The 12,658-nt window shown below is 50.2% G+C and carries 11 protein-coding genes; 5 read left to right on the forward strand and 6 right to left on the reverse strand.

What is annotated here, in order from left to right; genetic code table 11:
- Positions 1-38 precede the first annotated feature (38 nt).
- From NGM62_RS09650 to pfkA, 4 genes are all read left to right on the forward strand, one after another.
- Entirely contained in the window at positions 39-809 is a 771-nt protein-coding gene (locus NGM62_RS09650) for a biotin--[acetyl-CoA-carboxylase] ligase (RefSeq protein WP_262247511.1), read from the forward strand.
- Positions 810-916: 107 nt separating this feature from the next.
- Entirely contained in the window at positions 917-1,366 is a 450-nt protein-coding gene (locus tag NGM62_RS09655; protein ID WP_262247513.1) for a protein-disulfide reductase DsbD domain-containing protein, read from the forward strand.
- A 10-nt stretch (positions 1,367-1,376) separates the two neighbouring features.
- Positions 1,377-3,068 carry a protein-disulfide reductase DsbD family protein gene (locus tag NGM62_RS09660; protein ID WP_262247515.1) on the forward strand — a complete coding sequence of 564 codons (1,692 nt, stop codon included), beginning with the start codon at positions 1,377-1,379 and terminating at the stop codon, positions 3,066-3,068.
- 14 nt (positions 3,069-3,082) lie between these two features.
- Positions 3,083-4,060 (forward strand): 6-phosphofructokinase, encoded by a 978-nt coding sequence (gene pfkA, locus NGM62_RS09665; protein WP_262247517.1) that lies wholly within the window; start codon positions 3,083-3,085, stop codon positions 4,058-4,060.
- An 80-nt stretch (positions 4,061-4,140) separates the two neighbouring features.
- Here pfkA and NGM62_RS09670 read toward each other — a convergent pair whose 3' ends face one another.
- The 4 genes from NGM62_RS09670 to NGM62_RS09685 all read right to left on the reverse strand — a co-directional run bounded on the left by NGM62_RS09670 (position 4,141) and on the right by NGM62_RS09685 (position 7,230).
- Positions 4,141-5,271 carry a TlpA disulfide reductase family protein gene (locus NGM62_RS09670; protein ID WP_262247518.1) on the reverse strand — a complete coding sequence of 377 codons (1,131 nt, stop codon included), beginning with the start codon at positions 5,269-5,271 and terminating at the stop codon, positions 4,141-4,143.
- Between the two features lie 99 nt (positions 5,272-5,370).
- Positions 5,371-6,168: a TPM domain-containing protein gene (locus tag NGM62_RS09675; RefSeq protein WP_262247520.1), complete on the reverse strand. Its 798-nt coding sequence runs from the start codon at positions 6,166-6,168 to the stop codon at positions 5,371-5,373.
- The gene (locus NGM62_RS09680; RefSeq protein ID WP_262247522.1) at positions 6,152-6,592 is read right to left on the reverse strand and encodes a TPM domain-containing protein; all 441 of its coding nucleotides are present in this window, start codon (positions 6,590-6,592) and stop codon (positions 6,152-6,154) included. The genes NGM62_RS09675 and NGM62_RS09680 overlap by 17 nt, the downstream gene beginning before the upstream one ends.
- Positions 6,593-6,648: 56 nt before the next feature.
- Positions 6,649-7,230: a LemA family protein gene (locus tag NGM62_RS09685; protein ID WP_262247524.1), complete on the reverse strand. Its 582-nt coding sequence runs from the start codon at positions 7,228-7,230 to the stop codon at positions 6,649-6,651.
- A 98-nt stretch (positions 7,231-7,328) separates the two neighbouring features.
- On the opposite strand from NGM62_RS09685, the gene NGM62_RS09690 reads away from it, so the two are divergent.
- On the forward strand, positions 7,329-8,870 hold the full coding sequence (locus NGM62_RS09690) for an NAD(P)/FAD-dependent oxidoreductase (protein WP_262247526.1): 1,542 nt from the start codon (positions 7,329-7,331) through the stop codon (positions 8,868-8,870).
- 24 nt (positions 8,871-8,894) lie between these two features.
- Here NGM62_RS09690 and NGM62_RS09695 read toward each other — a convergent pair whose 3' ends face one another.
- Together NGM62_RS09695 and NGM62_RS09700 are read right to left on the reverse strand one after the other, a co-directional pair.
- Positions 8,895-10,412, reverse strand: a complete 1,518-nt coding sequence (locus tag NGM62_RS09695) for an ATP-binding protein (protein ID WP_262247528.1) — start codon at positions 10,410-10,412, stop codon at positions 8,895-8,897.
- 1 nt (position 10,413) lies between these two features.
- A complete protein-coding gene (locus tag NGM62_RS09700) occupies positions 10,414-12,621 on the reverse strand; it encodes a ligand-binding sensor domain-containing protein (RefSeq protein WP_262247530.1) in 2,208 nt (735 codons plus the stop codon).
- Positions 12,622-12,658 lie beyond the last annotated feature (37 nt).

Consider the following 12,658-nt stretch of genomic DNA (forward strand, 5'->3'; position numbering starts at 1 on the left):
TAGTTTTGGGGCGATGACACCCATTTACTCCATTCGTATTGCAAAGTAACACATTTTCGGGATTATTCGAGGGACAAAATGTTATTACATTACAGCGGGTTCCTTCCACCAACGAATACCTCAAAGAAGCACTGTCAAAATCCAAGCCACTCCCTGAAGGCACTGTAATAATGGCAGTTGATCAGCATGCTGGCAAAGGCCAAAAGGGCACGGTATGGGAAAGCGAGCCCGGCAAGAACCTGACGATTAGTCTGCTACTCACCCCCAACTTCCTGGATCCAAAGCACCAATTCGTACTGACTGCAGCCATCAGCCTCGCCATTGCCCGGTGGTTGGAGCAACTAACTAAAGTAACCGTAAAAATAAAGTGGCCTAACGACCTCTATATCGAAGACCGCAAAATCGGCGGTATACTGATTGAGAACATCCTGAAAGGAAAGACATGGAAGTCGGCCATTGTGGGTATCGGCATCAACGTCAACCAAATTACTTTTCCAGCTACGATCAAAGAGCATGCTACTTCCGTGAAGCAAATTTTACATAGGGATTGCCAAGTATCGGAATTATTACCCGACCTTTGCAGGCATATCGAGCGAGAGTACATGGCGCTGAAGTCGGACCGCTTTGAAACCGTCCTGGCTGACTACACCCAACGGCTGTATCGTCTAGGTGAATTACATCCCTACCTCGTGGACGGGATACGCGTGCCGGGCGTACTGAGCGGCGTCAGTGAGACGGGGCGGTTGCAGATCGATTTCAATGGCCATCGTGTTGATTTTGACATCAAGGAGATTGCTTTTGTCATCTGAAAAGGATTAGTTACCTTTGCAGCGCAAACACCTAACGGCGCTGCTGGAATTAAACCCGGGGCAGTGAAGCGAGTCATATATTTTAGTAAAACAACACTTGAATGATTATGAGAAAAGTAGTATTAGCAGCAGTGATTCTGTGTTTCGCGGCGACTGGTGCCTTTGCACAGATCCTGGAGCCGGTTTCGTGGCAATTTGGGGCAAAGAAAATCAATGATACTGAAGCCGTGGTTTTTATGAAGGCTACGATGGATCAGGGTTGGCACATCTACTCACAGCATGTGGATGAAGGTGGCCCGATCAAGACGTCGTTCACATTCAACCCTTCTGCAGACTATAGCCTGGTGGGCAAACCCGCCGAGCCAAAACCGAAAACCAAATATGAAGATGTTTTCGCGATGAATGTAGGGTACTTCGACAAGGAGGTGGTTTTCCAGCAAAAAATCAAATTAAAGAAAGGCACCACAACCGTCAAAGGGGCTGTTGAGTTCATGGCGTGCGATGCGAGCCAATGCCTGCCGCCCGATGAAGTGGAATTTACGATTGCAGTGAAATAGGCGGAGGTGCATGAGACGTATCTTTCTTACGTTGTTGGTTCTCGGCATTGCCGTGGCAGCCGGCCCGGTATGGGCACAAGATACACTGCTTGATTTCAGCGACGTCGAATTCACCGATGGCCAAGATACAATGGCCACGGAGTACATGGAAGTGCCGGATGACGTCGTATTTAGCGACGGCCAGGATACCAGTGGCATACAACCTGTGGTGGGTGCTGGGGGCACAACTTCCGGCCGTGCCGACGGCAGCCCCCAAACGCTTTGGGGTATTTTCATCGCCGGTGTCATCGGCGGATTCGCCGCATTCCTCATGCCCTGTATCTACCCTATGGTGCCCCTTACCGTTTCTTATTTCACCAAACAGAGCGGCACCCGTGCCAAAGGGGTAATCAACGCCCTGTTATACGGCCTTTTCATCATCGTGATTTACGTGGCGCTGGGTATGTTGGTTACCCTCATCTTCGGTGCGTCCGCATTGAATGAGGCAGCAAGCAGTGCCTGGTTCAACCTGTTGTTTTTCATCATTATCATCATCTTCGCGATTTCTTTCCTCGGGGCTTTCGAAATCACCCTGCCGTCAAGATTTGTTAATAAGATGGATGCAAAGTCCAATCAGCGTGGTTTCCTGGGCCTATTTTTCATGGCCTTTACGCTGGCATTGGTGTCTTTTTCGTGTACAGGTCCCATCATTGGTTACCTCTTGGTGGAAGCTGTAGCCGAAGGCGCTTTGCTGGGCCCGGCCATCGGCATGCTTGGGTTTTCGGTAGCACTGGCCGTACCATTCATGGTATTTGCCTTTTTCCCTTCGCTGCTGAAAGAGATGCCCAAGTCGGGCGGATGGCTCAACACGGTGAAGGTATCCCTGGGTTTCCTTGAGCTGGCACTCGCCTTTAAGTTCCTATCCAACGTAGATCTCGCCTACCATTGGGGCATCCTCGACAGGGAGGTATTCCTCGCCATTTGGATTGTCATATTCGGTTTGTTCGGTTTTTATCTACTGGGTAAACTCAAGTTCTCGGGCGATAGCGACCTCCCGTTCATCTCCATCCCACGGCTGTTTTTTGCCATCGCCATTTTCTCGTTTACGGTTTATATGATTCCGGGCATGTGGGGTGCACCGCTGAAGGCCCTGAGTGCTTGGCTGCCACCATCGCCTACGCAGGATTTCAATCTGCACCGGGTCGACCTAAGGAGTGCCCCTCCCCAGGAGAGCAGCGGTATTGTCAAGAAATATGGCGACGTATTCCATGCACCGCATGGCATCGATGCCTTTTACGACTATGACCAAGCATTGGAATACGCAAAGCAGGTGGACAAGCCCGTATTACTGGATTTCACGGGATGGAGTTGTGTGAACTGCCGGAAAATGGAAGAATCGGTATGGCCCGATCCACAGGTACTACGGCGGCTTAAAGAAGATTACATTCTCGTGTCGCTATACGTAGACGACCGGACGGAACTGGCCCCTGAAGAGCAGTACATATCCGAATTCAGCGGAAAGAAAATCCGCCGGGTGGGCCAAAAGTGGTCAGACCTCCAAGCTTCGCGCTTTGGTACCAATGCCCAGCCCCACTATGTCGTAGTAGACAACGACGGAAATCAGCTGATACCTGCGCAAGCTTACAACGAAGATATTCAGAATTACATCAATTTCTTAGATAGCGGTATTGCCGCTTATGAACAGCTAAAACAAACTAAATAGTCATAAATAAACACATGAGCAACATCAAGAACATTGCCGTTTTCACCTCTGGGGGCGATGCCCCGGGGATGAATGCGGCTATCCGCGCGGTGGTTCGCACCGGGTTATACTACAACCTTAACGTGTTTGGGATCCGTAAAGGGTATGACGGCATGGTCCACGACGATATTTTCCCAATGGACGCCAAATCCGTTGCCAACATCATCCAGCGCGGTGGCACCATCTTAAAAACTGCACGCAGTGAAGAATTCCGAACGGTAGAAGGCCGCAAACAGGCTTATGAAAACCTGAAGAAACACGGTATAGATGGTTTGGTAGCCATCGGTGGCGACGGCACGTTTACCGGGGCATCCAAATTCTTTGAAGAGCACCAGATTCCCATCATCGGACTCCCGGGCACGATCGACAATGACTTGGTGGGAACGGATTTCACCATCGGCTACGACACGGCCATCAATACCGTCATCGAGGCGGTAGATAAAATCCGTGACACCGCCGAGTCGCACGACCGCGTATTCGTGGTAGAGGTGATGGGCCGCGATTCTGGCCTCATTGCCCTACGGGCAGGGATCAGCGTTGGTGCGGAGTGCGTACTCATCCCAGAGATCAAGGTTGACTACAGTGCCATGATGGACCGTTTGGACCGCACCCGTAAGAATAAAGCGTCGCGCGTCATTATCGTGGCCGAGGGCGACGACGCGGGTGGTGCCTTTGCGGTGGCTGAGCGCATCAAAGAGCGCTTTCCCCATTACGACATGCGTGTTTCAATCCTCGGACACATCCAACGCGGCGGAAGCCCAACGTGCATGGACCGCGTATTGGCAAGCCGGCTGGGCGTGACGGCCGTCGAAGCGCTGCTTAAAGGGCACCAAGGCGAAATGGTTGGCCTGATACACAGCGACGTGGTGTACACACCATTCAACAAGGCGATTAAGCACCTCGGTACCATCAATGAGGACTTACTACGCATCGTTGATATCCTATCACTGTGATGCTCCAATACAATTAGATATAAAAAATGCTCCCGGTAGCTTAACCGGGAGCATTTTTTTGTCCACAAAAAGATCCTTTATCAGTCGAGCAACTCGGCCAATGCGGCATGAAGATCTTCTCCCCGCAGGTTCTTGGCAATGATCCTGCCCTCCGGATCGAGTAGGAAGTTGGCTGGAATACCTTGTATGCCATACAGTTCCACCACATCAGACTCCCACCATTTCAGCTCGGACACATGCGGCCATTCCTGCAAGCCATCATCATCGATAGCCTTCAACCAAGCATCTTTTGCCCCGGGGCGATCGAGCGATACGCCGAATACAGTAAAATTCCTGTCTTTGAATGCGTTGTAAGCCGCAACGACATTGGGGTTTTCTTGGCGGCAGGGTCCGCACCAGCTTGCCCAGAAATCAACCAACACATATTTACCCCGAAGGGAAGATAACGCCATCGGCGTACCTGAGGTATCGGGTTGGCTGAAATCGGGTGCAATCGCCCCGATGTCCACCCGCCCCATTGTCTCCAACTGTGCAGCAACTGCTTTCCCTTTATCTGAATTCTTCAGTGCATTGGACAATTTGTTGAAAGCGGGCCCGACAACTTCACGTATCGACTCTGAGCCAACGTAGGGCATCAGCAAGTCAAGGCTGACCACGCTTGACGGGTGGTTGCCGATATAAGCGAAATCTATTGCTTTTTGTTCGTCTTGGATGGCCATGGCCTCCGCCTGCAATAGCTGCATAAAGGCAGGATCCTGCTTTTGTTCATCCGTTGACACCATATAGCGCGCCATCAAGTCGCCCATCTTTGCCTGTATAGGGGATACCTCATTGCGATAAGCAGCAAAATCGCTATTCGCATCACCCCCGGTTATCTGTGCGTTTACCAATGAATCCCCGGAAGTAACCCGGATGGCCCCCTTCTCGAGGTACAGTTCCACCCGGTCGGGGTCTTCCATCTGGCGGATATCACCACCTTCGTGGGCCAACAATAGCAATGCCCGCGAAGGCTCGGCAACACTACCATGGAACTTAAATGCACCATCGGATACGGCAGCAGAGTCTAGCACCTGCCCGGTAGCAGCACGGTAGCTTAGGTATGCTTTGGCCGATGTGCCCAGCCCCTCCACTTTCGCAGTGATGGTAAAATCTTCCTGTGCCCACAGTCCTAGTGGGAGTGCCGCCATGGCCAGCAAAACCAATTTCTTCATTTTCGTTATGTTACTATACACTTGATATCCGCAAAGATGGGATAATTCCACGTTACCCGTTGTCTCATAAACACATTGTTACCAACGGAGGTGTTGCCATTACCACCTGCCACTGGCTCCGCCACCGCCAAAACCACCACCGCCGAAGCCACCGAAGCCACCACCACCGAAGCCGCCACCACCTCCGAAACCACCGCCGCCAAAGCCGCCGCCACGCCCGCCACGGCCCATACCGCTTAAAAGGGTCCACCATAATAGGTCAGATGCACCACGGCCATCCATTACCTTACCGTTGCCGCCACCGCCACCACGTCCGGATAATGCGACAACGACGACGACAATCACCACAATTAAGATAAGCAAACCCAAGCCACCACCGTCGCCCTGGTTCTTCGGCGGGGCCTTGTATTCACCCTTTGTGTACGCAATTAGGGCATCGGTAGCCCGGTCTATACCCGTGAAGTAATCACCCTGCCGGAATGGCGGCTTTATTTCATTTTCGATAATCCGATAGGCAATGGCGTCGGGCACAGCACCTTCCACACCGTATCCGGTTTGGATGGTCACTGCGCGGTCGCCCAATGCTACCAACAGCAGGATGCCATTGTCGTGTTCCTTCCCCCCGATTCCCCACCGCTGTGCCAGCCGCACACCATAGTCTGCTATATCATACTGGCCCGTAGACTGCATGACCACGACTGCAATCTGGGTTGATGTGCTATCGTCGAAAGCCACGAGCTTACGCTCCAATCGCTCCACCTCCGAAGCGGAAAGCGTATTGGTATAGTCATTAACAAGATTATTCGGCGTCGCGGGGAAATCCTGTGCTTTCACCAACCCTACAAGGAGCAGGCCCCAAATCGCTGCTATTTTAACGTATTTAATCGTCTTTACCATCGCCAAAGGCTATATCGTTAGGCAGCTCATTCACATCGTCATCTTGCCGTGGAAAGAAGCGCTGCAACTGCTCCCCCGCATGTTTAATTCCCTCGATGAGCCCCTGTACCATGTCGCCTTGTTTGAAATGATGCAACATGAGCCCCTTGGTTTCCTCCCAGAACCCGGCGCCTACCTTTTCGTGTATCCCAGTATCTCCTATGATAGCGAACTGATGGTCGTCCGTGGCGATATAAATAAGTACACCATTCCGCGAGGCCGTTTTGTCCATGCCCAGTCGCTGGAAATACACGGCCGCCCGGTCCATGGGCACACCTTTGCAACGAGCCTCAACCGCCAACCGTATTTCGCCCGATGTATGGCTTTCAGCTACCTGTATAGCGTGTATAATCTGCCCTTGCTGTTCTTCCGTAAATTGCTCCATACCCAGCTAACTATCCGTTAAGTCTCAAATCTCACGTCTGATGTCTCAAATATTCCTCAAAACTGTACTTCGGGGGCCTGGTTGGCCCCGGCTTCCGCCGTGAAATAACCTTTTTGCTTGAAACCGAAAATACCTGCCATAATATTATTGGGGAAGCGCCTTACCGATGAATTATATTCCTGGGTTGCCTCATTAAAAGCCCTGCGTTCGGTACTGATCCGGTTTTCGGTGCCCTCCAATTGAGCTTGCAATTCAAGGAAATTCTGGTTTGCCTTCAGCTCGGGGTAACGTTCTACAGTAACCAGCAAGCGGCCCAATGACTGCGACAGGGCATCCTGCGACTGTTGGAATTGCTGGATAGCTTCAGGAGTCAGGTTCTCGGGGTCTACCGTTACGGAAGATGCCTTTGCGCGGGCTTCGATTACCTGTGTGAGGGTCTCCTGTTCAAAATTTGCAGCACCTTTTACAGTGTTGACAAGGTTCGGAATCAGGTCGGCCCGTCGCTGATAGGCATTCTCTACCTGCGCCCATTTACCTTTTACGTTTTCTTCGAGGTTCACAAGCGTATTGTAACCGCATGAGCTGAACGACATAGCCGCGAAAATGCCGACCAGCGCTACCATTAATCTTCTTTTCATATTGATTGTTTTTAAATGCATGTTGCCACTAAATTAATACTTTGATTGCAAAATTTATACCTTTGTTACACTTCGGGATAAAAACCCGACATCATTACATGCAGCAAGAACTCGAATTAAGCGTTCTCCCCGAGCGGATTTCAGACGAATCGCACCTACTGGAAACAGGTGCGTCGAAGCTTGATATTGCCCCTGAGCGCATTAAAGGCTTTAAAATCCGCAAGCGCTCCATCGATGCACGAAGTAAGCAGGTGGTGTTTCGGGTCCGAATCGTTTTTTATATCGACGAGCTTCCTTCCCCCGAAAATTTCGGCGTTGAATATGCCAATGTAGCAGGTGCGCCGCACGTAATTATTATAGGCGCGGGCCCGGCGGGCCTATTCGCAGCCCTCCGATGCCTGGAAAGGGGCCTCCGCCCCATTGTTGTGGAACGTGGCAAAAACGTGCAGGAACGGCGGCGCGACCTGGCCGTGCTGAACCGTGGCGGCGTGGTGAATCCCGACTCGAACTATTGCTTCGGCGAGGGTGGGGCCGGAACATACTCAGACGGCAAGCTCTACACCCGGTCCAATAAGCGCGGCGATGTGCAACAGGTTTTGGAAGTCTTTGTAGCCCACGGCGCTACCGAAGATATCCTGGTAGACGCCCGCCCCCACATCGGCACCAATAAGCTTCCGCATATCATCCGCAATATGCGGCACACCATTTTAGAACACGGTGGCGAAATCCTGTTTGACAGCCGGGTGGTCGATATTATGCAGCATTCCGGCCAGGTTGCCGGCGTCGAGCTCGCATCCGGCGAACAGATTGCAGGCGAGCATGTGATTCTGGCCACAGGGCATTCCGCCCGTGACCTGTTCGAATTGTTCCACCGCAAGCGGTGGCTGGTTGAACCCAAGCCCTTCGCGTTAGGGGTGCGCATCGAGCATCCACAGGAAATCATCGACCAGGCACAGTACCATTGCGCTGTCCGGAGCGAACACCTCCCCCCAGCCTATTACAGCCTGGTAGAGCAGGTGGGTGGCCGCGGTGTGTTTTCCTTTTGCATGTGCCCCGGGGGGGTCATCGCACCCTGCGCCACCGATAAGGGCGAAGTGGTGGTGAATGGCTGGTCGCCCTCGAAGCGCAACAACCCTTTTGCCAATTCGGGCACAGTAGTACAGGTGAACCTGGCCGATGTGCCCCAAGTGGCAAGGTATCCCTATGCGCTGGTGGATTTCCAGCATGAAGTGGAGGAGCGCGCCTATGTGTTGGGTGGTGGCAACTTGGTAGCCCCCGCCCAGCGGATGGTTGATTTTGTGGAGGGAAAGTTTTCCAATTCATTACCCGCCAACTCGTATAAACCGGGGACCAAAAGCGTGCCTCTCGCTGAAGTCTTACCGGCTTTTATCCACGATGCCCTCCGGCAGGCACTCCCACTGTTCGGTAAGAAAATGAAAGGCTATTATACCAATGAGGCAATACTAGTGGGTGTTGAATCGCGCACCTCATCGCCGGTACGCATACCGAGGGATAAGATCACGCTCCAGCATCCGCAGGTGAAGGGGTTATACCCCTGCGGTGAAGGTGCCGGGTATGCTGGTGGTATCGTGTCGGCGGCAATCGACGGGATGAACTGCGCGGATGCAGTACAACATTAATGATCGATGAGCACCTACACATTCCTAAGTCTCCGAAAGCTTACTATAATCACTCGGGCTCTTACCTGTCTCCTTTTTAAAGACTTTACTAAAATATTGCACATCTTGAAAGCCGACCAAGCTGGCAACATCTACCACCCGGAACTTTCCGGTTCCTAACATTTCTTGAGCATGCTTTATGCGGAAGTCTCTGATAAATTCCGACGGAGTCAAACCAATAAGAGCCTTAAGCTTACGGAAAAGATGTACCCGACTAAGTCCTACCTGGTCGCCGAGGTACTCCACCGTTAGGTTAGGTTTGTCCAAGTTTTCCGTCATAATATGATGTAATTTGGTTAACAACTGTTCATCATAGCTGTTGATTGCTACCTCTTTGGCGATAGACAGGTGCGTGGTAGACCGATACTTTTCATGTAATAACTTACGATTTTGTAGGATATTTTTGATTCTAGCTTTAAGCTCAAGTATATTGAAGGGTTTGCTGATGTAATCATCTGCCCCTTGTTCCAACCCCTGCAGCTTGTAAACATGTGAACTTTTGGCAGTCAACAAAATAATGGGGATATGACACAGCTCATCCGTTGACTTTAACTGGCTACACAGTTCGAATCCGTCCATTTTCGGCATCATCACATCACTCACAATCAATGCCGGGCCGAGCCTTTTAGCTTTTTTCAACGCCTTCTCACCGTTAACTGCGGTAACCACATCGTATTCAAGACTCAGCTGATCTACCAAATAGGTCTTCAGGTCCTCATTGTCCTCGACCACGAGTATGGTCTCCTTGGTAAGATGGCCATCGTTCTCCTGTCGAACTCCTAATACGACATCCTGGTATTCCAATGGGATAGGCTTATGAACGACTGGCGGCAAATTGACGTCCAACCCGCTGTAAGGCGCGGGTTGTAGGGGCAATGTGATGAAAAAACGGGTGCCCACATTCCGCTTGCTTTCTACCTCAATGGTTCCGCCCATTACTTCGACCAGCAGCTTGGATACCGAAAGCCCGATGCCGGCGCCATAGTTGCTTTTGCCTTTTTTAAAAAAACGGTCAAATATACGTTCCACGGCCACCTCGTCTATTCCCTGCCCTGTATCCTTAACTTCGAAGTAATAAACATGGTCGCGGCATGAGACATTGATGGCGATCTCCCCACCTTCTGGTGTGAATTTAAACGCATTCGACAGTAGGTTGAAGAAGATTTTCTCAACTTTATCTTGATCGACCAACAGCGGGATTTCATCAATTTTTCGCTCGGTATAACGGAGGCTGATATGCTGCTTGTCTGCCAGGGCTTTGAAACTGTCTACTATCTCTCGCATCAATGAGGAGATGAAAAGTGGTTTATGCTGGATGATGTGGTGGCCCGATTCGAGTTCCCTAATTTCCAATATCTGATCGATAAGATGCAACAACCGCTTGGCATTGAACAGCATCACCTTCAAACGGCTCTCCAACCACTCGTTATTGATTTTGGTACTGACAATCTCCTCTAACGGGCTTATAATTAACGTTAATGGCGTTCTGAATTCGTGCGACACATCAATGAAATAGGTAAGCTTTAGCTCGTTGGATTTCTTTCCATTTTTCTTTCTCGAGTTGCTCGAGCCTCAGGTTGTGTTTTAATTGTGTGCTTTTTACTGCGTTGTAACGAACAACCAAAAAACCGCCGACAATCAAAATACCATATATACAATAAGCCCACCATGTACGCCACGGGGGTGGCAGCATTACAACCTGGAGTTCCAGTGGCTGCTCATTCCAAACGCCATCGTTATTGGAGCCCTTCACCATAAACGTATAACTACCGGCAGGCAGCCGGGTATATGTGGCGCTTCTTCTATTTTGGCTGTAGATCCATTCATCGTCAAAGCCGACCATCCTGTATGCATACTGGTTATTTTCGGGCCGGATGAAATTTAACGCAGCAAAATCAAGCGTGAGGATAGACTGTGAATAACGGAGGGTAATCGCCTTCGTTTTATACAATTCCTGTTCCAATATCCCCGTCCCGTCACCTGGCAGCACCCGCTTATTGGAAACCCGGAGATCGGTTATGACTACAGGGGGTTGGTAGGTGTTACCTTTGAGGTTGAGCGGATCCATGGCTATATAGCCATTACTTCCGCCTATCAGGAAATCCCCATCCGTTGTTTTGTAAAACGCCCCTTCATTGATTTCTTCTAATGGGAAACCCGATGAATAATGATAACTCTTTATTATTTGGTTTTCCTGGGGGCTATACTTTGTCAATCCATTAAGTGTCACAAACCATAAATATCCAGCATTATCCTGCATTGTCCCCATCACGATATTGTTGGCCAAACCATCATTAACGTGAAACCTTTCTGCTTCACCGGTGCTTCGATTGTACGAAAAGACTCCCCCTCCATTTGAAGCAAACCACAAGATTCCCGACGTATCCTTGAAAATATGGTTAAACTCGTCTACCAGTACGAGCGAACCGCCAATCCGCAACTTCCCATATTGTTCAATATGGCCGGTATACCTATCGAACATGACGATTCCTTTTCCTTTTGTTGCAAGCAGCAATTGGCCATCCGACGTAAGATGTATACTTTTTACAGCATGATTGCCCAGATAGTCCTGTAGCGTATCCTGCCCAAAGAAGTGCTCGAAACGCTTTGCCTCTGTATTGAAATAGAACACACCTCCCTTACTATCTGTGCCTAGCCAGAGCCCCCCTTCGGGGTCTTCTACGATGCAATTTATAATTGCGTTCCGCATGGCTTGGTAGTCGGGCTGAGCAGAAGGATAAGGTCGGAGCGTATAGTCCTTCTGGTTCAAAAGTTGTAGCCCGCCCCGGAATACGCCTACCCATACCTGCCCTTTTTTATCGCTCAAGAGCCATTTAATGGTGCTGTTCGGCCTTGCCTGATAAGTATGTACCGATAGCTTACGGTCAAAAAAATCTATCCCTCCCCGCTCAGTACCGATAATCCAATCGCCCGAAATGATTTCCGTGAAAGCACCTACGACATTGTAACTAAGTGAAAGGTCATCAAATGGTCGGTGATAAAAATGTCTGAATCGCTGATTATCCTCATCAAACAGATTTATGCCTCCAAAATAGGTGCCTATCCACATCGTACCCTTCTGGTCTTTAAAAATGGAACGAATGCTACTATGAGACAATCCCCTCACATCTCCTTCCTGGTAGCGAATCTGATTTACAATCTGCTCTTTGTCGATAATATCAAGCCCATCGAATGTCCCGACCCAAAGTTTACCATGGTTGTCTAACGCTAATGTCCGTATATTGTTATTTGATAATTTATACGGGTCTGCTTCTGCTTCCTGGTGATACCGATGCAGCAGTTTCCCGGACGAGTCTATAAGGAAAAGCCCATTCCCATAAGTACCGAGCCACACGTGCCCCTCATTACCCACCAATAGTGCTTCTACCCTGGAGTTATTTCTATCGGTTACAAAATCCGTTGGCAGTTGTGTAAAGGTTCCGTTCTTTCTGTTTATCCGGTATACACCCAGCCGTGTTGTACCTACCCATAAGCTCCCTGTTTGATCTTCGCTTATCGAACTCACAAAACCCATTCGGCGTACTTTGCTTTCTGCTGCAGCTATAAAATCGGTTGTAAAGCGTTCGGTTACCTCATCAAACAGGAATAAACCATGGCGCCCGCCGATCCAGATATCCCCGGCCCGGTCTATCCACAGCACTTGCAGAGAGGACGTTTCAAACTCTGGCTTCGGCAAACTATAATTAGTCATCCCTTAAATTCTGCACAACACACTAACAGTCAGTAAA

It is taken from the genome of Parapedobacter soli, from assembly GCF_025460835.1.
GTDB classification, from domain to species: domain Bacteria; phylum Bacteroidota; class Bacteroidia; order Sphingobacteriales; family Sphingobacteriaceae; genus Parapedobacter; species Parapedobacter soli.